Annotated in this window: 14 protein-coding genes and 2 pseudogenes; 8 read left to right on the top strand and 8 right to left on the bottom strand. The window is 73.8% G+C overall.

Going from position 1 to position 24,687, the window contains the following annotated elements:
* Window positions 1-138: 138 nt before the first annotated feature.
* Window positions 139-1,566, top strand: coding sequence for a non-reducing end alpha-L-arabinofuranosidase family hydrolase (locus KM933_RS06810; protein ID WP_221349173.1), 1,428 nt, complete (start codon window positions 139-141; stop codon window positions 1,564-1,566).
* 360 nt (window positions 1,567-1,926) lie between these two features.
* On the opposite strand, the gene KM933_RS06815 is transcribed toward KM933_RS06810, so the two are convergent.
* Window positions 1,927-3,327 carry an NAD(P)-binding domain-containing protein gene (locus tag KM933_RS06815; protein WP_221349175.1) on the bottom strand — a complete coding sequence of 467 codons (1,401 nt, stop codon included), beginning with the start codon at window positions 3,325-3,327 and terminating at the stop codon, window positions 1,927-1,929.
* 443 nt (window positions 3,328-3,770) lie between these two features.
* On the opposite strand from KM933_RS06815, the gene KM933_RS06820 reads away from it, so the two are divergent.
* The gene (locus KM933_RS06820; protein ID WP_221349177.1) at window positions 3,771-4,166 is read left to right on the top strand and encodes an ArsR/SmtB family transcription factor; all 396 of its coding nucleotides are present in this window, start codon (window positions 3,771-3,773) and stop codon (window positions 4,164-4,166) included.
* 197 nt (window positions 4,167-4,363) lie between these two features.
* On the opposite strand, the gene arsB is transcribed toward KM933_RS06820, so the two are convergent.
* Together arsB and KM933_RS06830 are read right to left on the bottom strand one after the other, a co-directional pair.
* Window positions 4,364-5,455: an ACR3 family arsenite efflux transporter gene (gene arsB, locus KM933_RS06825; protein WP_221349179.1), complete on the bottom strand. Its 1,092-nt coding sequence runs from the start codon at window positions 5,453-5,455 to the stop codon at window positions 4,364-4,366.
* Window positions 5,452-5,760, bottom strand: coding sequence for an ArsR/SmtB family transcription factor (locus KM933_RS06830; protein WP_221349181.1), 309 nt, complete (start codon window positions 5,758-5,760; stop codon window positions 5,452-5,454). Before KM933_RS06830 ends, arsB begins: the two co-directional genes overlap by 4 nt.
* 331 nt (window positions 5,761-6,091) lie before the next feature.
* On the opposite strand from KM933_RS06830, the gene KM933_RS06835 reads away from it, so the two are divergent.
* Window positions 6,092-6,520, top strand: coding sequence for an arsenate reductase ArsC (locus KM933_RS06835; RefSeq protein ID WP_221349183.1), 429 nt, complete (start codon window positions 6,092-6,094; stop codon window positions 6,518-6,520).
* 112 nt (window positions 6,521-6,632) lie between these two features.
* Here KM933_RS06835 and KM933_RS06840 read toward each other — a convergent pair whose 3' ends face one another.
* The 3 genes from KM933_RS06840 to KM933_RS06850 form a co-directional block, all read right to left on the bottom strand.
* Window positions 6,633-7,304, bottom strand: a complete 672-nt coding sequence (locus KM933_RS06840; RefSeq protein WP_221349185.1) for a pyridoxine/pyridoxamine 5'-phosphate oxidase — start codon at window positions 7,302-7,304, stop codon at window positions 6,633-6,635.
* Window positions 7,305-7,403: 99 nt separating this feature from the next.
* A complete protein-coding gene (locus KM933_RS06845) occupies window positions 7,404-7,601 on the bottom strand; it encodes a DUF397 domain-containing protein (RefSeq protein ID WP_221349187.1) in 198 nt (65 codons plus the stop codon).
* Window positions 7,598-7,981, bottom strand: a complete 384-nt coding sequence (locus KM933_RS06850; protein ID WP_308013280.1) for a Scr1 family TA system antitoxin-like transcriptional regulator — start codon at window positions 7,979-7,981, stop codon at window positions 7,598-7,600. The genes KM933_RS06845 and KM933_RS06850 overlap by 4 nt, the downstream gene beginning before the upstream one ends.
* Window positions 7,982-8,137: 156 nt before the next feature.
* On the opposite strand from KM933_RS06850, the pseudogene KM933_RS06855 reads away from it, so the two are divergent.
* Window positions 8,138-8,605, top strand: a pseudogene (locus KM933_RS06855) (ATP-binding protein); the annotation flags it as partial.
* 221 nt (window positions 8,606-8,826) lie between these two features.
* On the top strand, window positions 8,827-8,997 hold the full coding sequence (locus KM933_RS06860) for a hypothetical protein (protein WP_221349192.1): 171 nt from the start codon (window positions 8,827-8,829) through the stop codon (window positions 8,995-8,997).
* Between the two features lie 102 nt (window positions 8,998-9,099).
* On the opposite strand, the pseudogene KM933_RS39050 reads toward KM933_RS06860, so the two are convergent.
* Window positions 9,100-9,297: pseudogene (locus tag KM933_RS39050) on the bottom strand (amidohydrolase); the annotation flags it as partial.
* Window positions 9,298-9,333: 36 nt separating this feature from the next.
* On the bottom strand, window positions 9,334-10,137 hold the full coding sequence (locus KM933_RS06865) for an SDR family NAD(P)-dependent oxidoreductase (protein ID WP_221349194.1): 804 nt from the start codon (window positions 10,135-10,137) through the stop codon (window positions 9,334-9,336).
* Between the two features lie 223 nt (window positions 10,138-10,360).
* On the opposite strand from KM933_RS06865, the gene KM933_RS06870 reads away from it, so the two are divergent.
* From KM933_RS06870 to KM933_RS06880, 3 genes are read left to right on the top strand one after another with little or no spacing between them, the layout of a single operon-like run.
* Entirely contained in the window at window positions 10,361-12,226 is a 1,866-nt protein-coding gene (locus KM933_RS06870) for a fatty acyl-AMP ligase (protein WP_221349196.1), read from the top strand.
* Between the two features lie 50 nt (window positions 12,227-12,276).
* On the top strand, window positions 12,277-19,896 hold the full coding sequence (locus KM933_RS06875; protein ID WP_221349198.1) for a type I polyketide synthase: 7,620 nt from the start codon (window positions 12,277-12,279) through the stop codon (window positions 19,894-19,896).
* A complete protein-coding gene (locus KM933_RS06880) occupies window positions 19,893-24,686 on the top strand; it encodes a beta-ketoacyl synthase N-terminal-like domain-containing protein (RefSeq protein ID WP_221349200.1) in 4,794 nt (1,597 codons plus the stop codon). The genes KM933_RS06875 and KM933_RS06880 overlap by 4 nt, the downstream gene beginning before the upstream one ends.
* The last annotated feature ends 1 nt before the right edge of the window (window position 24,687 follow it).

Genomic DNA, 24,687 nt, shown 5'->3' on the forward strand with positions numbered 1-24,687 from the left:
CTGCCGCACCCCTGCACCTTTGCGCTCCTGCATTCCTGCGCTCCTGCGCTCCTGGATTCCTGGATTCCTGCACCGGCAGTCCGGTCGATCTCCGGCGAGATCGACCGGAACCATCCACTCGAGGTTGGGGAAGTCTCCATGCACAGAGGAAATTTCAGCCGCAGGCATCGGTCTGTGGTGCTCGCCGCCGTGGTCGCGGTCCTGGCCGCGTTGGCGGCGATGCTCGTCGCCACCCCGGCTCAGGCGGCTTCCACCGGCGCCCTGCGCGGTGTCGGTTCGAACCGCTGTCTCGATGTGCCGGGCGCCAGCCAGGCCGACGGCACGTATCTGCAGATCCACGACTGCTGGGACGGGACCAACCAGCAGTGGACGCTGGCGGACGACGGCCGGCTGACCGTGTACGGCAACAAGTGCCTGGACGTTCCGGGCCACGCCACCGCGTCCGGTACCCGGGTGCAGATCTGGACCTGCACCGGAGGCGCGAACCAGCAGTGGCGGGTGAACTCCGACGGTACGGTCGTCGGCGTGCAGTCCGGCTTGTGCCTGGAGGCTGCGGGCGCCGGTACGGCCAACGGCACGGCGGTGCGGATCGGGACGTGCAACGGCGGCGGCAACCAGAAGTGGACCGGCCTGTCCGGGACCCCGACCCCGCCGGACGGCGCGTGTTCTCTTCCGTCGACGTACCGGTGGACGTCGACGGGTGTGCTGGCGCAGCCGGCGAACGGGTGGGCGTCGGTGAAGGACTTCACCACCGTGACGCACAACGGCAGGCACCTGGTCTACGCGTCGAACTTCTCGGGATCGTCGTACGGCTCGATGATGTTCAGCCCCTTCACGAACTGGTCGGACATGGCGTCGGCCGGACAGACCGGAATGAGCCAGGCCGCGGTGGCGCCCACGCTGTTCTACTTCGCGCCCAAGAACATCTGGGTGCTGGCGTACCAGTGGGGTGCGTGGCCCTTCATCTACCGCACGTCGAGCGACCCGACCAACCCCAACGGGTGGTCCTCTCCGCAGCCGCTGTTCACCGGGAGCATCTCCGGCTCCGACACCGGCCCGATCGACCAGACCCTGATCGCCGACGGCCAGAACATGTACCTGTTCTTCGCGGGTGACAACGGCAAGATCTACCGGGCGAGCATGCCGATCGGGAACTTCCCGGGCAACTTCGGCTCGTCGTACACGACGATCATGAGTGACACGAGGGCGAACCTCTTCGAGGGCGTACAGGTCTACAAGGTCCAGGGCCAGAACCAGTACCTCATGATCGTCGAGGCGATGGGTGCGAACGGGCGCTACTTCCGCTCCTTCACAGCCTCCAGCCTGAGCGGCTCGTGGACCCCGCAGGCCGCCAGTGAGGGCAACCCCTTCGCGGGCAAGGCCAACAGCGGTGCCACCTGGACCAACGACATCAGCCACGGTGACCTGGTCCGCAACAACCCCGACCAGACCATGACCGTCGACCCCTGCAACCTGCAGTTCCTCTATCAGGGCAAGTCCCCCACCGCGGGCGGCGACTACAACCGGCTGCCGTGGCGGCCGGGTGTCCTCACCTTGCAGCGCTGACCTTCCGCTGGCCTCCCGCTGACCTCCCGACGCACGGCGGCCGGGGTCTCTCGTGACCGAGCGGCCGCCGTGCTCGATCCTGGTCCGCGGCGGCGAGGAGGACGTGCTGCCCACCGTGTGCTGCCACGGCACGTGCCCTCCCCGCCTGCGGCCCGTTCTCCTGCGGCCCGCTCTGCGGTGGCCAGCTCCCCTGGGTGGTGAACTGCGGGTCGAGGACGGGAAAGGCGTAGTGGACGATGTCCCGGCTCACGATCCGCGTGACGCGGAGGGTGGGCAGGCGGAGGGTGGGCAGGGCGGTGCGGGGCCGCGACCGGTCCCCTGTTCCGGTCGCGGCCCCGCGCACGGGGTGCCCCAGGGCGGTCACGAGCCGCAGCAGCCGCCCGCCGGGGTCTCCCCGGCAGTCGCCCCGGCCACGGCGGGGGTGCCGAGCCGGACGAGTTGCGGCGCGGGCGCGCAGCAACCGCCGCCGTCGCCCTCCTGGGCGTCGGGGGTGTCGAACAGGCCGGCGCCGCCGCAGACCCCGGTCTCGGGCAGGGTGAGTTCCACGCGGTCGGCCGCGTCGAGGTCGCCGGCGATCGCCGCGGCGACGGAGCGGACCTGCTCGTGGCCGGTCATCGCGAGGAACGTCGGGGCGCGGCCGTAGGACTTCATCCCGACCAGGTACACGCCCTGCTCCGGGTGGGCGAGCTCGCGGTGGCCGTGCGGGTGGACGGTGCCGCAGGAGTGCTGGTTGGGGTCGATCAGCGGAGCCAGCCCGACCGGCGCTTGGAGACGCTCGTCGAGGCCCAGGCGCAGCTCGTCCAGGAAGGACAGGTCGGGGCGGAGGCCGGTCAGCACGATCACCTCGTCGACCGCGTCCAGGCGGCGGCCGCCCTCGCCGACCAGGATCAGGCGGCCGTCGCCGTCGCGCTCGACGGCCTCGGTGCGGAAGCCGGTGACCGCGTCGGCGTGGCCGGCGTCGACGGCGGCCTTCGCCGCCACGCCCAGAGCCCCGCGCGCCGGCAGCTGGTCGGCTTCGCCGCCGCCGAAGGTGGAGCCCGAGACGCCCCTGCGCAGGATCCACACGCCCTTCGTCCCGGCGCCGTCGTCGGACCCGGCGAGGTCGGCGAGGTGGGCGAGGGCGGTGAACGCGGAGGCGCCGGAGCCGATGACGGCAGTGCGCCTGCCGGCGTACCGGGCGCGGACGGCGGGGTCCTTGAAGTCCGGGACGCGGTAGGTGATCCGGTCCGCGGCAGCCCTTTCGCCGAGCGCGGGCAGTCCGCTGCCGCCGGCGGGACCCGGTGTGGTCCAGGTGCCGGAGGCGTCGACGACCGCGCGGGCGAGGAGCCGCTCCTCGCGGCCGTCGGCGTGGGCGACGTGCACGACGAACGGCTGCTGTTCGCGGTCGGCGTCCACGGTCCGGTCCCGGCCGGCCCGGGAGACGCCGGTGACGGTGGCGCCGGTACGTACGCGGTCACCGAGGACGTCGGCCAGCGGCTGCAGGTACAGCTCGGCCCAGTCACCGCCGGACGGGTAGGTGGCCGGGTCCGGCCGCGTCCAGCCGGTGGGAGCCAGGAGCTTCTCGGCGGCCGGGTCGACGACCTCACCCCAGGTGGAGAACAGGCGCACGTGCGACCACTCACGCACCGAGGCACCAGCCCGTGGGCCGGCTTCCAGGACCAAGGGCTCAATGCCCTGGTCGATCAGATGGGCGGCGGCTGCCAGACCGGTGGGACCGGCCCCGATCACGACGACGGGCAGCTCGGCGGCGGGCGCGTTCACGGCGGCTCCTTGCGTGTTTCGACGTCTGTCGATGGCTTGTGCGGCCCAGCATGACACCTGTATTGATGAACGTCAACATAGACGTTCATCGAAATTGAAAGGGACTCGCTGATGGAAGACATCGACGTCGCCGTGATCGGCGGTGGTCGGTCCGGCCTTGCGGTGGGGGCGTGGTCGCCGCGCCACCGCGACAGCCTCATGCTGTTCTCGCCTGTCTGGACGGCGCCCTGGACGCTGGGGGAACCCGCGGCGCCGCGAGGGTCCGGCCGCCGGCGCGCCGGGGCCTGCGCCCGTCGGGCCGGATTGGCGGCGCGGCCCGTCGGTGAACTCGCTGCGTGGGGGTCGGTCGGGGTGCGGAGTGGATCGCCCGGCGCCTGGCCGTCCGCCTCGCGCGTCGGTGACGGGCCTCTCCGTGCTGGTTCGACATGTGTCAACATAGACACATGTCGAATGCGAACGTAGCGCCACCGCTCGAAGTCGAAGGCGATGGCGACGGCCACGGCGACGGCCACGGCGTGGCGCCGTGCTGCCCGCCGCTGGCCGAGCGCCCGATGACCGCCGTGGAGGCCGAGGTGGCCGCGCGGATGTTCAAGGCGCTCGGTGACCCGGTCCGGCTGCGGCTGTTCTCCGCTGTGGCCTCGCACGAGGGCGGGGAGGCGTGCGTGTGCGACATCTCCGATGTCGGCGTCTCCCAGCCGACCGTCTCCCATCACCTGAAGAAGCTGAGGGAGGCCGGGCTGCTGACCTCCGACCGGCGCGGCACCTGGGTGTACTACCGGGTCGAGCCGTCGGTGCTCGCCGCGATGGGCAAGCTGCTGACCCTGCCGGCCGCCGTCTGAGGGGAGACCGGCCGCCGTCTGAGGGGAGACCGGCCGCCGTCCGGCGAGAGAGCGGACAGGAGGGGGAGCGGTGGGCGGGACGCGTACGCGGACGTGGTCGAGTGCCGCAGCCCCGGCGTCACTCGACTGTCACGGCAGCTGTGCGGCGTCCCGGGCCGGGTGGCCGCCGCCGGCCGGCACCGCATCGGTGGGCCGCGTCATGAACCCGGCTGGGCGGCCGTGAACTTGCGCCGCCAGGCGAGGGAGACGTACACCAGCGCCACCAGCACCGGGACCTCGATGAGCGGTCCGACCACGCCGGACAGAGCCTGCCCCGACGTGACGCCGAAGGTGGCGATGGCGACCGCGATGGCCAGTTCGAAGTTGTTGCCCGCCGCGGTGAACGCGAGGGTCGCGGTGCGGTCGTAGGCGAGGCCGATGGCCTTGCCGAGCGCGAAGGTGCCGAACCACATCACCGCGAAGTACACCAGCAGCGGCAGTGCGATCCGGACGACGTCCAGCGGCTGTGAGGTGATCGTCTTCCCTTGCAGGGCGAAGAGGACGACGATCGTGAACAGCAGCCCGTACAGCGCCCACGGCCCGATCCTCGGCAGGAACTTCCGCTCGTAGTCCTCGCGGCCCATCCTCTGCTCGCCGATCCGACGGGTGAGGAAGCCGGCCAGCAGCGGGACACCGAGGAAGACGACCACGTTGAGCGCGATCTTCCCCATGGAGATGTCCAGGTGCTCGCCGTCGCCCAGGCCGAGCCAACCGGGCAGCAGGTCGAGGTAGAGCCAGCCCAGCAGGCCGAACGCCAGGACCTGGAAGACCGAGTTGAGCGCGACGAGCACAGCGGCCGCCTCGCGGTCGCCGCAGGCCAGGTCGTTCCAGATGATGACCATGGCGATGCAGCGCGCCAGTCCGACGATGATCAGGCCGGTGCGGTACTCGGGCAGGTCCGGCAGGAAGAGCCACGCCAGCGCGAACATCACCGCGGGTCCCAGGACCCAGTTGATGACCAGTGAGGAGATCATCAGCTTCTTGTCGCCGGTGACGGCGTCGAACTTGTCGTAGCGGACCTTGGCCAGGACCGGGTACATCATGATCAGCAGGCCGAGCGCGATCGGCAGGGAGATCCCGCCGACCTCCACCTCCGCCAGCGCGTCGTCCAGCCCGGGGATCGCCCGGCCGAGTCCGAGGCCGACGGCCATGGCGAGCAGGATCCACACGGCGAGGTAGCGGTCGAGCGTGGAGAGCTTGGCGACGACGGATGCTTCCTGCGTCGTCGCGGGCGCTTCGGCGCGGGTCACGGGCAGGCCCTCTTGTTGCAGGCGGCGGTACGGGCCTGTTTGGCCAGGTCGGCGAACTGCCCGGCGAGCGACGCGATGGCATCGGGGCGGAGCCTGTAGTAGGTGAAGCGTCCGCACGGCTCGGTCTCGACGACCCCGGCCTCGCGCAGGACTCTCAGGTGGTTGGAGAGGTTGGTCTGCTTGGCGCCGGTCTCCTCCACCAGGTGGGTGGTGCACAGCGTCTCGCGGGCGAGCAGGGTCACGATCCGGAGCCTGAGCGGGTCGGCCAGCACCCGGATCAGGTCAGTGTCGACTGACGTCATCATGGACTGATACTGTCACATCACCTGGTGCTGATATCAGCCGGAGCTGACCCGTGGGCCCGTCGAAAGGGTCTTTCCATGTCCGACGCTCCCGTCCCCGTCCCCGTCCTCGCCCTTGCCCTCGCCCTGCCGGACGGGAGCCTGGCCGCCGGTACCTGGACCGGCCCGCGCCCCGATCCCGACGGCGCCCCGATCGCAGTCGCCCGCGCCGTCCGCGGCGGCCCCGCGCCATGCGTGGCGACATCGACTGCCGCGTCACCGGCCTGCTCGCCGGCCTCCCGGGCGCCTGAAACCCCTCGGACCACCTGCCACTCACCTTGAGAAGGAAGAACGCATGTCCTCCGCTCCGCTCGCCTCCGTGCTGTTCGTCTGCGTCCACAACGCCGGTCGCTCGCAGATGGCCGCCGGATTCCTCCAGCACCTCGCGGGCGACCGCATCGAGGTCCGCTCCGCCGGCTCCGTCCCCGGCGATCGGGTGAACCCCGCAGCCGTCGAGGCGATGACCGAGGCCGGCATCGACATGTCCGCCGCCCGGCCGAGGATCCTCACCACCGAGGCGGTCCAGGCGTCCGACTACGTCATCACCATGGGCTGCGGCGACGCCTGCCCGGTCTTCCCCGGCAAGAAGTACCTCGACTGGGCCCTGGAGGACCCGGCGGGCAAGGGCGTCGACGCCGTCCGCCCGATCCGCGACGAGATCAGGACCCGCGTCGAGGCCCTCATCGCCGAGATCGACGCCACGCGGGAGGCGCGACGCCCGTGACGTGGCCCGGCCCGGTGTGCGTCGTCCGCCTGGATCAGCCCGGCCGCTCCCTCCCCGGCGCAGACCGGTCCCTCCCCGGTGCAAGCCGGTCTCCAAGTCTGGAGCCGGTCCTTCACGGCCAGAGCAGTTGCTTGTCCCAGCCCTCGGCGGAGCGGAGGTAGGCGAGCCGGGTGTGCTTGCGCTGCTTGTCGCCCTGCCAGAACTCCACGCCGTGGGGGTCCAGGGTGTACAGGGTCCACTCCGGCACCACCAGGTCCGGTTCGCGCCCCAGCCGGGCGAGCGCCTCCTCGGTCGCCGCCGAGACGCTCCTCGGGTCGTCCAGCGGCCTGCTCTGCATCCCGGCCAGCGCCTCCGCGCGGGAGCCCAGCGGGCGGGCGAGGAAGTCCTGGGCGCTGAGCTCCGGGCTCCCGGTCGCCACCGCGCCACGCAGCCGTACCTGGCGGGCCTGCTGCGGCCAGTAGAACGTGAGCGCGGCCGCGGGCGCGGCCGCCAGGTCACGGCCCTTGGGGCTGGCCGCGTGAGCGGCGAAGCTCCAGCCTGCCGGGCCGACGTCCTTCAGCAGCAGCACCCGGGCGGAGGGCATGCCGTCCTGCCCCGCCGTCGACAGCGTCATGGCGTGCGGTTCGCGCACCCCTGCCGCGACGGCCTCCGTCAGCCACTCGATGAACAGTTCCTGGGGCGAGTCCGGGGTCTCCTGCGGAGAGAACCGCGGCAGCGGACCCGCGAACACGTCAAGACTCCGCAGTACCTCACGCACGGTGGGTGACTGCTGCTCTACGGACATGTGTCTTGCTTCTCCACTCGGGGGTGCGCAGGGCCGTCACGGACGGCGGAACGGTTCCGGGCGGCTGTCAACGGGAAGCCGCGCGATGATGACAGGCCGTCAGGAATTCCCGACGAACCCCGCCCACGCCTCGTGTGACACGCGGATCACGGGCCCGGCCGCGGACTTGGAGTCCCGGACGTGTACGGCTTCCGTACCGGCCGCGACCTCGACGCACTGGCCGCCTTCGGCTCCGCTGTAGCTGCTCTTCCGCCAGGCGAGGCCGGGTTCGACGGCCGGGGACTCAGAGCTGTTCATAGGGATCTCAGCAACCTTTCCACGAAGTCCAACGACTCTCGGGAGGGGAGAGCCTGTGATCGCATGATCCCATAACGGGCAGCGGCGAGTGTGGTCTGTTCCGGCTCGGTCTGAAGAGCGCTGGTTCCTTGAACTTCCGTGTAGACGAACCTCGTTCCGTCCCTGCGGGTGATGACCGTGAACGCACCGTCCACACCGGCGTTGTCCTCGTCGTACGACGCGACCGTGGACGCCGCGTAACCGATCCGCCGTCCGAACTCCTCGCGCTCCAGACCCGCCCGCACCCGCAGCGTCTTCGGTGTCCGTCCGAACGCGACGACCACCGCCTGGCCGGACGTGTCCGCCGTCGCCTCTCCCGTATCCGCATCCTCCGCCACCACGGCCCCGGCCCCCTCGTCCGTATTCCTGGTCCAACGCCGGCCCGGCGGTCCCGTCACGCCGCGCGTCCCGTACCCGTACCGCCACCGCGCGCACAACGGACCACGTCGGTGCGTCACTGCTGGTCACGCTAAGCGACCGGCGGCATCGTCGTCGGTATGACGAGCCACCACCCCAGCCCCATCGGCACCTCTCAACCCACGTGTCCCGAAGGCAACTCGAACCTTTCCTTCGAGATGCGGTCCACCTCCACCCCGCGTGGTGCCCGTCTCGCGCGCCGGCCGGCCGCGCACCGGCTCGACGTCTGGGGCATCCCGTACGGCACCCGTCCGCACGAGGAGGTGGTGCTGGTGCTCGGCGAGCTGACCGCCAACGCCGTGCGGCACGGCCATGTCCCCGGCCGGGACTTCCGTCTGCTCCTGCGGGTGGGCGCACCCGCCCGCACGGTCAGGGTCGAGGTCACCGACACGCGCGGCGACCGCACGCCGCCGGACCCGCGGGAGCTGCCCGTCCCCGGAACCGAGGACACCGGTGGCCGGGGGCTGCTCCTCGTCGCGGCGCTCGCCGTCCGCTGGGGCTGGCACCCCCGGCGCGGGGGGCCGGGCAAAACGGTCTGGGCGGAGTGCGTGTCCGCTGCCTGCGAGGCGGCCGGTCCTCTCAGGCGCGGCAGGGCGGCCTGGACCAGGGTGCCGCGTTCGGACGCCTCCCAGGTGCGCAGGGGCCGAGCGCCCGCCCCGAACGCGACCTGCGCGTTTCGTCCTGAACGGTACGGCTACCCGTGCATTCCACGGAGGGCGAGCCGGTCCTCCGTCCCGAGTTGGTCCCGCACCGCATGCAAGGAGCAGTCGTGACCGTTCCCGAGGAGAACCGCCCCAAGACGACGTCCACCGACGAGGTCGTGGCGACCCGTGACGAGAGGGCGTCGGCCGAGCAGGACAACGGCGCCACCGGGCGCACCCTGCGCGAGGCGATGGAGGAGGCCGGACTCCACCCGGACGACGTCCGGGACGAGAACTGACAGGACGAAGACGCTCCGCGGTGACGCGGCGGCCGCCTTCTCCCAGGGCACCGGTTCGGTGGGCCCGAGGAACGCGTCGCGCAGAGTCACCTTGCCGCAACCGCCCTCCTCGGCGGGCGTACCGACCGCGAGGAGCGTGCCGTCCATCGTGCCGCCCACCTGCTCCAGCACGGCGCACAGCGCGAGTGCCGCGCCCACTCCCGCCCCGGCGATCAGGTCGTGCCCGCAGGCGTGCCCGGGTTCCGGCGGGCGGTGCACCTCCAGGACGACCTCCCGCAGCCGGTCGGACCGGGCCGCCACTTCCTGCCCGATATGGGTGTACGCCCTTCGTGGCTTTCAGCTCTGCTGGTCGCCGGAACCCGGCTCGGCCATCTTCCGGTGCGCCTGTGCCTTCGCCTTGTCGGGCAGCACCTTGTCGGCCAGCCCCTGCGCCTTGGTCTTGAGGGAGCCGGCGACGAGCTTGTCCTTGCCGGAGAAGAGGGCGTCGAGACCCTGCCGGGCGACCTGTGCGGGGTCGTCCTTGTCCTGCCGGCCGATCTTCGTGTCGTCCATGTCGGCGCGGTGGAAGAAGTCGGTCTCGGTCGGTCCCGGCATCAGCGCGGTCAGGGTGATCCCGGTGTCCTTGAGCTCGTTCTGCAGCGCTTCGGTGAAGGACTGCAGGAACGACTTGGAGGCGTTGTAGACCGCCTGGAAGGAGCCGGGCATCGTCGAGGCGATCGAAGAGGTGACGAGGATGCGGCCCGTGTCGCGTACGACCATGTCCTGTACGACGCGCTTGGCCAGGTGCACCGTCGAGCGGACGTTGAGGTCGACGATCTCCAGTTCGTCCGCCAGGTCGGTGTCGGCGAACGCCCCGCCCCGCCCCACCCCGGCGTTCAGGACGACGACGTCGAGCGGCCGGCCCAGCGTCGTGGCGGCCGCGAAGAGGGCCTCGGTGGCCTCGTAGGAGCGCAGATCGCCCTGGACCGCCTCCACCTGGGCGCCCGCCGCGCGCAGCTGCTCGGCCGCCTGCTGGAGCCGTGCGCCGTCCTCGGCGTTGACGACGAGGTCGAAGCCCCGCTCGGCCAGTTGCCGGGACAGTTCCAGTCCGATGCCGCTGGAGGCACCGGTGACGAGGGCAAGGGGCTTGTCGTGGGTCATGTGCGGTCTTCTTCCGGGAGGGAGGGGAGGGGAGGGGGTCAGGCGGGGGAGGGAGTCGGGCAGGGGCGTTCGGCAGGACATCCGGTACGTCCACGGTTACCCCTACTCCACCCCCGGAACCAGCGGCCCGCGATCGGGGGGCACCGTTCGCGCGTTTCCTTTTTGTACCGGAACATTCTGGTAATCGACCTGCTCCTCGACCGCGACCTAGGAGAGCCCGGACGTGTCGGCTTCGCTCACTGAACCATCCGGTGCCGCCGACGGGACCCCGGCCTGGCCCGGCCTGCCGGCGCACCACCCGGTGTCGCGGCTGCGCGGTCTCGCCCGCGACCGGCCGGACGGTGTCGCCTACCGCTTCGTCGGCAGCCACGGCGGAACCGTGGAGGAGCCACTCGTCCGGACCCGCGCCGAACTGGACCGCCGGGTCCGTGCCGTCGCCGCCGAACTCCAGTCACGGTGCGCACGCGGGAGCCGGGTGGCCGTGGTGTGCCCGCAGGGCCGGCAGTACGTCACGGCCTTCCTCGCCTGCCTGTACGCGGGAGTCGTCGCCGTCCCCCTGTGCGAGGCCGACTCGGTGGCGGGCGCCGACCGGCTGACGTCGGTGCTGCCCGGCGCCGGCGTCCGCGCGGTGCTCACCGACGGAGCGGGCGACCAGGACGTCCGCCGCCTGCTGGCCGGGGATCCGCGGCTCGCCGCCCTCGACGTGGTCCGGACCGACCGGGTGCCCGACGGCAGGTGCGACGCGTGGCTGCCTCCCGCACTGGGCCCGGAGACGGTCGCCTATCTGCAGTACACCTCCGGGTCGACGTCCGCGCCCCGCGGCGTGCGGATCACCCACGGCAACATCGCCCGGGCCGTGGCCCAGGCGTCCACCGCCTTCCGGGCCGGGCCGTCGACCGTCGCCGTCAGCTGGCTGCCGCTGCACCACGACCTGGGTCTGATGCTCGGGGTGCTGGGACCCGTGGGGCTGGGCGCCACCTGTGTCCTGATGGGGCCGGCCGACTTCGTCCGCCGGCCCCTCGTGTACCTCGGCGCGATCAGCCGCTGGCGCGGCACCGTCACCTCCGGACCGTGCTTCAACCTCGACCTGTGCGTGGACCGGGTGCGCGGGGCCGCGCTGGACGGCCTCGACCTGTCCAGCCTGACCGTGCTCGGCAACGGCGGTGAGCAGGTCCGCGCGTCCAGCCTGCGCCGCTTCTCCGCGCACTTCGCCCGCTGCGGGTTCCGCCCCGAGGCGCACACCCCGTCGTACGGGCTCGCCGAGGCCACCCTCATGGTCAGCTGCGTGCCCGTGGACGAGGTCCCGCGCGTGCTCGTCTGCGACCGGGAGGCCCTGGCCCGGGGGCACGCCGTCACGGCGGGGGCCGCCGGCGAGCGGGTCGTGGAGCTGGTCAGTTGCGGAGTGCCCATCGGTCAGCGCCTCTGTGTCACCGACCCGGCCGGCCGGTTCCTGCCCGAGTGCCGGGTCGGCGAGATCTGGACCAGCGGCGGCAACGTCAGCCCCGGCTACGCGGGAGACGCCACCGACACCACCGACGCCGCCGACACCACCAACACCACCGACGTCACCGCCGGAACCTTCCACGACCGGCCCGGAGGGGTGGACGGCGACGTGGACGACGAAGCGTGCAGCGTGGACGACGAGGCGGGCGGCGCGTGGCTGCGCACCGGGGACCTCGGGTTCCTGGCGGACGGTCAGCTGTACGTCACCGGGCGCGTCAAGGACGTCGTCATCATCAACGGCCTCAACCACTGGCCCACCGATCTGGAGGCCACCGTCTCGGTCGCCGTCCCCGTCTTCCGACCGAACCGGATCGCCGCCTTCCGGTCCGAGGCCGCCGGTCGCGAGTGCCTGGTCATGGTCGCCGAGGTGCAGCCCGAGGCCGTGCGGGAGCAGCGGACGACGGACCCCGCCGTGGAGCAGGCGGTGCGTACGGCACTGATGGTGAAGCACGGCGTCGAACTGCACGAACTGGTTCCCGTACGGCCCGGGAGCCTGCCCATGACCAGTAGCGGAAAGCTCCGGCGCACGGCCTGCCGGGAAGCCTACGAAGCGGGGCGGCTGGTCCGGGCGGACCTTCACGCTTAGCCATGGCCCGTCGCCGTCCACCCGGTCCCCAGCGTTCGGAGCAATCACCAGTGATCGCGCTCGTCTTCCCCGGGCAGGGTGCCCAGCACCGCGGCATGGGAGCGGAACTCTTCCCCCGCTTCCCGGAGCTGACCGCCCAGGCCGACGACATCCTCGGGGAGTCGGTCGAGCGGCTGTGCCTGGACGACCCCGGCGGGCGGCTCGGCGACACCCGCCGTACCCAGCCCGCGCTGTACGTCGTCAACGCCCTCGCGCACCGGAGCTGGTCGGCGCGGCACGACAGCCCGCCGGACTTCCTGGCCGGCCACAGCCTGGGGGAGTACAACGCCCTGGAAGCCGCCGGTGTCTTCGACTTCGCCACCGGTCTGCGGCTGGTGCGGCGGCGGTCCGAACTGATGGCCCTCGCCACCGGCGGGGGCATGGCCGCGGTCATCGGCCTCGGCGCCGAGGACCTCGCCGACGTCCTGGCCCGCTGTGCGGGCGACGACATCGACATCGCCGGCCACAACACCCCCGACCAGCTGGTGATCTCCGGGCCGGTCGGGAGTCTCACCCGCGTACGCCCCCACCTGGAGGCGGCCGGTGCCCGCTGCCTGGCGCTGCCCGTGAGCGGCGCGTTCCACTCCCGGTACATGGCCGGGGCGGCCGAGGCGTTCGCCGGCTTCGTGACCGGGTTCGAGCCGGCGCCGCCGCGGATCCCGGTGATCGCCAACACCACCGCCGCGCCGCACCGGGGGGACATCGGCGCCGAACTGGTCCGGCAGCTGACCGCGCCCGTGCGCTGGACGGACTCGGTGCGCTGGCTGCTGGACGCGGGAGTGGACGACTTCCGGCAGATCGGACCCGGTACGGCGGTCATCGGGATGGTCCGGGCGGTACGAGCTGCCCGGACGGGCGTCGCTCCGCACCGGGAGGCGCAGGAGGTGCAGGAGGTGCAGGGGGCACAGAAGGTGCAGGAGGCGTACGTCCGGCTCCTTGAGGAGGACCTGCTGCGGGGGGTGCGGGAGATGCTGGCGGTCGGCGGCCGCCAGGACGCCTCCGTCACTCCGACGGCCGAACTCTCCGCGCTCGGGTTCGGTTCCGTGCAGCTCATCGAGTTCTCCGGCCGGCTCGGCGACCGGCTGGGGACCGATGTGGCGCCGTCGGTGTTCTTCGAGCACCACACCGTGCGTGCGCTCGCCCGCCACCTGGCGTCCGCGCACCGGGACCGGATGCCGCACCTGTACCCGGGCCCGGACCTGTACCCGGACCCGTCCGGCGATCCGGCGCGGGCGGCGGGTCGTACCGAGCCGGTGGCGGACGGTGGTGTCGAACCGACGGGTCCGGCACCACAGTCCGCTCCCGTCGGCCGGTCGGCTCCCGCCGGCCGGTCCGCCCTCGCCGGCCGGCCCGTCCCGGCCGGTGAGCCGATCGCGGTGATCGGGATGAGCGGGGTCTTCCCGGGCGCGGACGACCTCCCCGCCTTCTGGGAGAACCTGCTCGCCGGACACGACGCGGTCGGCGAGATCCCTCCCGACCGCTGGGACTGGCGGGCACTCGACGACGGCGACGGTCACGGGACGTCCTCCGCGACCGCGGTGCCCCACCGATGGGGCGCCTTCCTCCGGGACGCCGACACGTTCGACTGCGCCTTCTTCGGCATCTCCCCGGGCGAAGCGCTGCTGATGGACCCCCAGCAACGGCTGTTCCTCCAGACCGTCTGGCACACCCTGGAGGACGCCGGCCGGCGTCCGTCCGAGTTCGACGGCAGCCGCACCGGGGTCTTCGCCGGGGTCAGCGGCATGGACTACATCGAGACCCTCATCACCGCCGGTGTCCCGGTCGACGCCAGGACGGCCACCGGACTGGCGCACTCGGTGCTCGCCAACCGCGTCTCCTACCTGCTGGGACTGCGCGGCCCCAGCGAGCCGGTGGACACCGCGTGCTCGTCCTCCCTGGTGGCCGTGCACCGCGCCGTCCGCAGCATCCGGCTCGGCGAGTGCGACCAGGCCGTCGCCGGAGGGGTCAACGTACTCGCCGCGCCCAGCGGTTCCGTCTCCTTCAGCCGGGCGGGCATGCTCGCCCCGGACGGCCACTGCAAGGCATTCGACGCACGGGCCGACGGATACGTGCGCGGCGAGGGCGTCGCCGCGATCCTGCTGAAGCCGCTGGCCCGCGCGGAGGCCGACGGCGACCACGTCCACGCGGTCGTCCGGGGCAGCGCGGTCGGTCACGGCGGCCGGACCGCCTCGCTGACCGCCCCGGGCCCGGACCGCCAGGCGGACGTGATCGTCGCGGCCTGGCGGGAGTCCGGCCTCGATCCGTCCACCGCCGGTCTGATCGAGGCGCACGGCACCGGTACCGAGCTGGGTGACCCGGTCGAGATCGAGGGGCTGCGGCAGGCGTTCGGGACGCTGTACGAGGACTGGGGTCTGGCCGGCCCCGACGAACCGCACTGCGGCATCGGCTCGGTGAAGACCTCCATCGGCCATCTGGAGGCCGCCGCGGGCATGGCCGGACTGGTCGGGGCCGTCCTCGCCGTCCGGTGCGGGCGGCGGCCGGCCCTGCGCGGCTTCACCACGCCCAACCCGCATCTCCGCCTCGCCGGTTCCCCCTTCCACCTGCTGGACCGGACCCGTACCTGGCCCCGTCCCGTCGGGCCGGACGGCGACGCGTTGCCCCGCCGTGCCGGGATCAGCTCGTTCGGCTTCGGCGGCGTCAACGCCCACGTGGTGGTGGAGGAGTACGTTCCGCCGACCGGGCCGACCGGGCCGACCGGGCCGACCGGGCCGACCGGGCCGACCGGGCCGACCGGGCCGACCGGGCCGACCGGATCACGGGCGGGCATCCGGACGGACGTCCGCCCGGATGCCTGCCCGGACGTCCGGCCGGACGCTCGCCCGGACCTCCGGTCGCACGTCGTGCCGCTGTCCGCCGGTTCCGCCGAGCGGCTCCGGGCAGCGGCCGGACAGCTCGCGGCGCGGCTGCGTACCCGTCCGGCGTGCGACCCGGTGGCGGACCTGCCGGACGTCGCAGCCACCCTGCAGACCGGGCGGGAGGCCATGCCCCACCGGCTGGCGGTCGTCGCACGGGACGTCGCGGAACTGCGGGCAGGGCTGGAGGGCTTCTGCCGGCACGGCAGCGCGGACGGCGGAGCCGGCGCGGGCGTCCACACCGGCGTCGCCGCGGACGTCCTCGCCGACCTCGGAGCGGACCCGCAGGGCGCCGCCTACCTCGCCGGGCTGGCCGCGGACGGCAGACTCGACCGGCTCGCCGGGCTGTGGGTGTCGGGGGCCGACCTGGACTGGGCCGCGCTGCGCCCGGCGGGTCCGTACCGCCGCGTGCCCCTGCCCGGCTACCCCTTCGAGCGGCGCCGGTTCTGGCCCCGGCCGCAGGGCAGCCGTACCCCCCGTCCGGTCGTGCCGTCCGCCGGGGACGATGTCGACGATGTCGCAGAGGCGCTTCTGGACGAGTTCGCGCGAGTGCTCGGGTGGGACCGGTCCGAGATGCACCTGGACACGCCGTTCGAGCGGCTGGGCCTGGACTCCGTCACGGTGCTCCAGCTGCGCAGCCGTCTGGAGCAGCGCCACGGGCCGCTGTCCACCACGGTCTTCTACACCTGCAGGAACCTCCGGGACCTGGCCGCCCACCTCACACGCCAGGCCGACACCCCTACCCCCGCCCCCGCTCCCACCGACCCCGACCCCGACCCTGACCCCGATTCCCCACCCGGCCAGGACATCGCCGTCATCGGCATCAGCGGTCGCTACCCCGGCGCCCGCACCGTGCCCGCGTTCTGGCGCAACCTGCTCGACGGCGTGGACGCGGTGGGCGACATTCCCCTGGACCGGCCCGGTTACCGCCACTACGCCGAACTGGCGCGACAGCGGCACGGTGACGACTGGCCGCGCTGGGGCGGCTTCCTCGACGACGTCGACGCCTTCGACGCCACGTTCTTCCACATCGCGCCCGTGGAGGCCCGGTTCCTCGATCCGCAGCAGCGGCTGTTCATCGAGACGGCCTGGGAGTGCGCCGAGGACGCCGGCTACCCGCCCGCGGCCCTCGCGGGCCCCACAGCGGGCCCCACAGCGGGCCCCGGAGCAGGCACCGCAGCGGGCGACGGCCGGGCGCCGGTCGGCGTGTTCTGCGGGGTCACGTACAACAACTACCAGTTGTTCGGAGCCGAGGCCGTCGCCCGGGGCGAGTGGGTGGCGGTCGAGTCGCAGACGTTCTCCGTGGCGAACCGGGTCTCGTACCTGATGAATCTCGGCGGCCCCAGCCTCACCGTCGACACCGCCTGCTCCTCGTCCCTGTACGCGGTGCACCTCGCCTGCGAGAGCATCCGGCGCGGCGAGTGCGGGGCGGCCATCGCCGGCGGGGTCAACCTCTCCCTCCACCCGACGAAGTACATGATGCTCGACCAGGCGGGTTTCCTGGCGAGCGACGGCCGGTGCCGGGCGTTCGGCGCGGGCGGGGACGGCTACGTACCGGCCGAGGCGGTCGGCGCCGTGCTGCTGAAGCCCCTCCGGTGGGCGCTCCGCGACAACGACCACGTCTACGCGGTCGTCAAGGGCTCGGCGGTCAACAGCGACGGCCGGACCCTGGGCTACAGCGTGCCCAACCCCGTCGCCCAGACCGAACTGGTCCGGGCGGCCCTGCGGTCGGCCGGGGTCACCGCGGACACCGTCGGCTACGTCGAGGCCCACGGCACCGGCACCAGCCTCGGCGACCCCATCGAACTGCGCGCGCTCACCGACGCGTACGCCCCCGCGGGCCGGCCGGGCCAGTACTGCGCCATCGCCTCCGTGAAGTCCGTGATCGGCCATGCGGAGGCGGCGGCCGGTATCGCCCAGCTGACCAAGACCGCGCTGCAACTGCACCACCGCACACTGGTCCCCTCCCTGCTGCACTCGGACCGCACCAATCCCGAGATCCCCTTCGCACAGACCCCTTTCCGCGTCCAGACCGAACGGGCCGCGTGGGAGCCCCTGCGCGGCCCCGACGGCACGCCGCTGCCGCGCCGGGCGGGCATCAGCTCCTTCGGGGCGGGCGGTGTCAACGTCCACCTCGTACTGGAGGAGGCGCCCCCGCCGGCCCCCCGGCGCCGGCCCGAACGCCGCCCCCGTGTCCTCGTCCTGTCCGCCGACGACGAGGCCGCCCTGCGTCGCTACGCCGCGCGGCTACGGACATTCCTGACCGAGCGCGAGCAGGAGTACGAGCAGGAGCAGGAGCAGGAGCAGGAGTGCGAGCACGAGTACGAGTCGGGGTACGGGCCCGGTGCCCTGCTCGACCTGGCGTACACCCTGCAGTGCGGACGGAGCGCCCTGCCGCACCGGCTGGCGTTCGTCGCCGCCGACCGCGACGAGGCGACCGGCGCCCTGGACGCCTACCTGGACGGCGGCGGGGCGGCCGGCCGGCCCGTGGTGCACACGGGAGCCGTGCCGCGCGAACCACGGTCGGAAACCGCCGTCGGCGAGCTGGCGGCACTCGCGCGACGCGGGGAGTGGGACGGCATCGCCCGTGCGTGGGTGCGGGGCGCGTCCTGGGACTGGCAGGAGATGTACGCGGCGGACGAGAGCCCGCGCCGGACACCCGCTCCGCTGTATCCGTTCACCCCCGAACGGCACTGGCTCGACGACGCGGGACCGGCGGCTCCGACGGATCCGGCTGCAACGGCCTCGGCTGCGATGGACCCGGTTGCGACGGATCCGGTCGAGACGGACGGCCCGGACACCGGCACGCTCGCCGCGCTCAGGGCGCTGCCCGAGAGCGAGCGGCAGTCCTTCCTCGTGGAGCGGCTGCGGACGGAGCTGGGCAGTCTGCTCCAGTACGCCCCCGGCACCCTGCCCGCTCCCGACCACGGCTTCACCGATCTCGGCCTGGAGTCGGTCTTCGCCGTCCGGCTCGGTACCCGGATCGAGGAGGAACTCGGCGTACCCATGTACGCGACCGTCACGTTCGACCACCCGACCGTCACGGAGTTGGCCCGGTACCTGCTGGAGAGGATCGGCCCGGACCTGCCGCAGCCGCAGTCACCGCCGCAGCCGCAGCCGCAGTCGCAATCGGAATCCGCGGCGGCGGAGGTCCCGGCCCCGGCCCCGGCCCCGGGTTCGGCCCCGGAGCCGCGTTTCGAGAAGCTGTTCTACGAGGGGACCTGGGAGGCGGCCCCACCACCCGGTCCACCCCCCGGCCCGGCGGACGCCCGCGCGGTCTGGGCGACCGGGGCCGTCGTCCTCGACACGGACGGCGTACTCGCCGCGGCGCTGACCCGGCGCCTGCGCGAGCTGGGCTCCGGCGGCCCCGTGGTCCTGGTCCGGCCGGGAGCGGAGTACGGCCGCACGCGCGACGACGAGTACGTCGTACGGCCCGGCCGGGACGAGGACTGCGCCCGGCTGGTGGAGGACCTCACCAACCGGCCCGGCGGGGTGCCCCGGGTGTTCGTCCACCGCTGGGCGTGCGGCGCCGCGACGGCCGGGCGGACCCTCGACGAACGTCTCGACGCGGGTGTCCGCTCGGTGCTGCCGCTGGTCCAAGGACTCGTCCCCCTCTCCGGTCCGGTGCGTCTGCTGGTGCTCGACGAGTACGCCGCGGCCGGAGGACCGCAGCCGCTGGTGGAGGCGTTCGGCGGATTCGCGCGCTGTGTACGGCACGAGAGTCCGCGGCTGGTCTGCCAGTCCGTGGCCGTGGCCGTGGCAGGGGCAGGGGCCGGAGAGGCGGCCGACGTCCTGCCGACACCGGCACACGTGATCGAGGCGTGCGAGACCGAGCTCGGGCTCCCGGATCCACCCCCCGAGGTCCGCCACGGTCCCGGCGGCCGCCTCGTACGGCGGATGCGGTCACTGCCGCCGGACACCGGGAAGCCGCCCGCGGTCCGCCCCGCACCGGGCGGCACCTATCTCATCACCGGCGGCCTCGGGGCGCTGGGCCTTCTGTTCGCCGGGCACCTGGCCCGGCGGGCTCCCGGCTGCCGGCTGGTCCTCGCCGGCCGGTCGGCGCCGGCTCCCGGGCGGCGCGAGGCGGTCGACCGGATCGCGGAGCTCGGCGCCTGCGTCGAACACGTCGTCGCGGACGTCGGCCGCGAGGAGGACGTACGCCGCCTGCTGGCGGGCGTACGCGCCCGGTACGGCGGACTCGACGGCGTCGTCCACGCGGCGGGCCACCTCCAGGACGCCCTGGTGACCAACAAGAGCGCACGGGACGTGGACGCCGTCCTCGCCGGGAAACTCGCCGGGGCCGTCCACCTGGACACCCACACCCGGGACGACGGGCTGGACTTCTTCATGATGTTCTCGTCGCTCACCGCGCTCACCGGCAACGCGGGGCAGAGCGACTACGGCTACGCGAGCGCCTTCCTCACCGCCTTCGCCCGGCAGCGGGAGGCGCTGCGCGCCGGTGGCGTACGCAGTGGCCGTACCGTCGCGCTGATCTGGCCGTACATGCGGGACGGCGGGATGCGCCTCGACGCGGCGACCGAGGGGTACCTGCTGCGCCGCCACGGTCTGGCCCCCGTGGACACGGACCTGGCCACCGAGGCGTTCGACCGCGCCCTCGGCACCGGCGGACCCGAGTTCGGCGTACTCCACGCGGACCTCGGCAGACTCGCCCGGACCCTGCCGATCCTGGCCGGGGAGGCCGGGGAGGCCGGGGTGCGGGGCGCGCTGGCCGCCGAGCTGAAGGAGCTGGGGCTGTGACGGACCGCCAGGAGGACCTGCTGCAACGGTCCCTGACAGCCATCCGCACCCTCCGTGCCGAGCTGGCGCAGGAGCGGTCGGCCCGGCACCGGCCGATCGCCGTGGTCGGCATGGCCTGCCGCCTGCCCGGCGGCGCCGATTCACCGGCGCTCCTGTGGGACCTGCTGGAACGGGGCGCCGACGCGATCACCGAGGTTCCCGCCGACCGCTGGCCGACGGAGCCGTACTACTGCGCCGACCCACGGGCACCGGGCCGCACGTACACCACCGGCGGCGGGTTCCTGGCCGAGGACATCGACGCCTTCGACGCCGCCCTGTTCGGCATCTCCGCGCAGGAGGCGGCGCGGATGGACCCGCAGCACCGCCTCCTGCTGGAGACCGGCTGGGAGGCGCTGGAGAGCGGCGGTCTGCTCACCGACCGGCCGGACCCGGGCGCGGTCGGCGTCTTCGTCGGCATGTCGGGCTCCGACCACGCCCGGGTGCCCGTGCAGGCCGCCGAGGTGGGCCCCTTCACCGCCACCGGCGCCGCCCCCAGCGTCGCCGCCGGGCGGCTCGCCCACACGCTGGGCCTGCGCGGACCGGCCCTCGTCGTCGACACCGCGTGCTCGTCGTCGCTGGTGGCCGTCCACCTGGCGGTGCGGAGCCTGCGGCTGGGGGAGTGCGACGCCGCGCTGGCCGGCGGGGTCAACCTGCTGCTCGCGCCGGAACCGTACGTCGCCCTCAGCAAGATGGGCGCGCTGTCCCCCACCGGCCGGTGCCGGACCTTCGACGCCGCCGCCGACGGCTACGTCCGGTCCGAGGGCTGCGGCCTGGTCGCCCTCATGCGGCTGTCCGACGCCCGTGCGGTACGCGCTCCCGTGCTGGCGGTCGTACGCGGCTCGGCCGTCAACCACGACGGCAGGGCGGGCGGGGTGACCGTGCCCAGCGAGCGCGCACAACGGGAACTGCTGCGCGCGGCGCTGCGGGACGCCGGCACCGACCCGCACGCGGTGGGATTCCTGGAGACGCACGGTACCGGGACACCGCTCGGCGACCCGATCGAGGTCCGCGCCGCGGTCGACGTCCTCTGCCGGGACCGGCCCACGTCGCGCCCCCTGGTCCTCGGCGCGCTGAAATCGGCCGTCGGCCACCTGGAACCGGCCGCCGGTGTCGCGGGCCTCATCAAGACCGTGCTGGTGCTGCGGCACGGGCGGATCCCCGGCAACCTCCATCTGCGGGAGCCCAATCCGCGGCTGGGCACGGCCGGTCTGCCCGTGATCCTGCCCGACCGGTCGGTGGACTGGCCGGCTGACGGGCGCCCGCGGTCGGCGGGAGTGAGTTCCCTCGGCTTCAGCGGCACCAACGCCCACGTCGTGCTGGAGGCCGCCAGTGCGGCCGACGCGGTGACGGCCTCTCCGTCGGCACGGCGCAGGGCCCAGGTGCTGCCGCTGTCCGCCGCGGACCCCGGCGCCCTGCGGGACCTCGTGCGCAACCTCGCGGAGTGGGCCGACTCCCACCCCGACGCGCAGCTCACCGACCTCGCCCACACCCTCGGGGTGCGCCGTCGCCACTTCCCGTACCGGACGGCGCTGGTGACCGGGGCCGGGGGAGCGGACCTCGGCGCCGAACTGCGCCGCACGGCGGCCCACCCGGTACCGGACCGGCCCTGCCGCGCCGGCCGGCACACGGCCCTGTTCCTCGACGCGGACCTCCTCCAGGCGGCCGAACACACCACGGAGCTGTACGCCGACAGCTCCGGTTTCCGCGCCGCGCACGAGGAATGCGTGACCCGGCTCCGGGCCACCGCGGCCGGACCGGCCACCGCGCCGGTGGATCCGCGTACGCCGGTCGACCCCCTGGCGGCCGACGTGTGCCGCTTCACCTACCAGTTCGCGCTGTCCCGGCTGCTGGCCGACTGCTGGGGCCTGGCCCCCGCCGCGGTGGGTGGCCGCGGACCCGGCGTGCTGGCCGCCGCCTGCGTCGCCGGCATCATGGACGTAACGACCGCCGGGGCGTACCTCGCGGCCCGCCGCGGTGCCGGTCCGGCGCCCACGGCCGTACCGGCCGCGCCCCGGCTGCGTTTCCTCACCGGTCGCGCCCCGGCGACGGAGGACGGGCCACCGGACGATCCCGGGTTCTGGCTCTCGGCGCAGGACCCGGCGGACGCCCGCCACGACGGGCGCACGGTACTCGCTCCGCTCGCGGACAGCGGTTACGGAACCTTCGTCGTCGTCGGCCCTGCCGCGGACGCGTCCACCGTCGTGCCCACCGGCGCGCCAGGTGAGGCGGCCGACGGCCTGTGGTGGACGATCACCCGCACCGCCGGGGGCGGCAGGGACCCGTGGTCCGGACTGCTCGACGGGCTCGCCGCGGCCTACCGCGCCGGGGCCGACGTGAGGTGGGAGGGGCTGCACGAGGGCGAACGCCCGGCCCGCCTCGCCCTGCCGACCTACCCCTTCCGGCGCACCCGGCACGCTCCGCCGCTGCCGCGCGCCGACGCCTTCCGGGCCGCCGCCGCGCACCGGCCGGACGTGACTGCACCCCCGCCCACCGGTCCCACCGGTCCCACCGGTCCTACTGGTCCCGTCGGCCCGCCGGCGCCGGTGCTCAGGCGAGTGCGGTCTCCGCTGCGCAGCCGGCAGTTCGAGATCGTTCTCGGCCTGCGGTCGCTGCCCGAGCTGGCCGACACGGGAGGGGTCCTGCACCTGGGCCACTACCACGACCTGCTGACGGACATCGCCCGGGAGCTGGGCGGGGCCCCGTCGTACGAACTGCGCGAGGTGGTGTTCGAACAGGTGCTCGCGTTCGCCGACGGCAGCCGCACGGTGCAGATCGTCGTCGGTGACGACCAGGACGACGGATGGAGTGCCTTCGGCGTACACAGCACCACTGACACCACAAACACCACAAACACCACGGACACCACGGACGGACAGGCCGGCTGGACCAGGCACGCGCACGGCCGATTCCGTCCCTGTCCCTCCGTGTCCGGCGTGTCCGGCGTGTCCGGGCCGGGTCTGTCCGAGGAGGACCGCCGGGTGCTCCGCGAACGGCTGCCGGTCCACACCACCGGGGACGCCTTCTACCGCGAGCTGCGCGGACGCGGTGTGGCACTGGGCGGTTCGGTCATGTGCGTCGAGGAGGCGTGGTCGGGCGGCGGCGAAGTACTGGCCCGGCTGCGCGCCACCGGCCCGGAGGGGCCCGACCAAGGCGGAGGCCCGGGCGGAGGCCAGGGCGACACGGCGCGCCTGCGCCCCGGGGTGCTGGACGCCTGCGCCCAGCTGTACGCGCTGGCAGCGGGGGAGGACCTTCCCGCAGGCGCCGCGTTCATCACCTCCGCGCTGGGCCGGTTCCGCCTGGACAACACCCCCGGTCCCGGAGCGCGGCCGCTGTGGGCGCACTTCCGGCAGGCCGGGCCGGCGGACGGGCACGGCCGGACGGGCGGTTACCGGCTCTTCGGCCCGGAGGGGCGCCTGCTCGCCGAATGCCAGGGGGCGGAGGTCCGCGTCCTGGCCGCCGGGCTCGTCACCCCGCACCCGCCCGGTCATGCGGACACGGCCACCGGGACGGCGGCCGGCGCGGCCGTCCCCGGAGGCCCGCGGCGGGCCGACCTCGTACGGCGGGTGCGGGGAGCCGTACCGGACCGGCGGCCGGAGATCCTCCTCGCCCATCTGACGGACGTGCTGGCCGGTCTGGTCACCGTGCCCGCCGAGGACCTGCGGGAGCGGTCGGCCGCCGAGCTCGGACTCGACTCGCTCGCGGCCCTGGAACTGCGCCGGCAGCTGTCCGCGGACCTGGGCGCCGACGTGCCGCTGGACGTCCTGGTGGACGGTCCCACGGTGGGCGACCTGGCCGTCCTGCTCGCCGGACTGCCCGTCTTCCGGCCCGCCCCCGCCGACGCCCCTGCCGACCCCCTTGCCGTCCCCGCCGGCGCCCCCGCGGGGGAGGCGTCCCCGGCCGGGCGGGACCAGGAGCCGGCCGGGCGACGGCACAGCGCTCCCGTCTCCCGCGACCCGGCCCGCTGGCTGCGCCACCACCGGCTCGGCCCGGACCCCCGGGTACGGCTGTTCTGCCTGCCGTACGGCGGACGTGGCGCGTCCGTCTACCGCACCTGGGCGGACGGGCTGCCGACGGACATCGACGTCTGCCCGGTGCAGCTGCCGGGCCGGGAGGACCGCTGGCGGGAACGGCCGCTGGAGGACTGCGAGGAGGCCGTGGGCCTCCTCGCCGAGGTCCTGGCCCCGTACACCGACCGCCCCTTCGCCTTCTACGGGCACAGCATGGGCGCCCTGCTCGCCCACCGGCTCGCCCACGAGTTCGCCGTGGTGCGGGGCGGGCCGCTGCGCCACCTGTTCGTCGCGGCCTGCACCTCGCCGTCCCTGGGGCCCAACCCGGTGGCCGCGCGGATCGCGGAGGCGTACCGGTCCCTCGGGTACCCGGGGTGGCCGTCCTCCGCCGAGATGATCACGGCGTACGGGGAACATCCGCTGCGTGTCGGGCGTGCCCTGCGGGACCGTCTCGGCGCGGACGCCGGCGAGCACCTGCTCGGTGTGCCGGAACCGGTCGGCTGCGCCGATCTGTGCCTCGTCCGCGGGGCCGCTCCATGGACGGCGGGAGAGGTCCTCGACGCGCCGGTCACCGCGCTGCACGGCCGCCGGGACCCGCTGGTCGACGAGGCGGGGACGAGGGCGTGGCAGCAGGTGACCGGGGGCGCCTTCCGGCTGGAGACCTTCGCCGGGGACCACTACTTCTGCCATCCGGACCAGCAGCGGACCGCCGTGCTGTCCCTGATCCGCGAGCTGCTGTCCTGAC

Source organism: Streptomyces beigongshangae, assembly GCF_019710745.1.
GTDB lineage: Bacteria > Actinomycetota > Actinomycetes > Streptomycetales > Streptomycetaceae > Streptomyces > Streptomyces beigongshangae.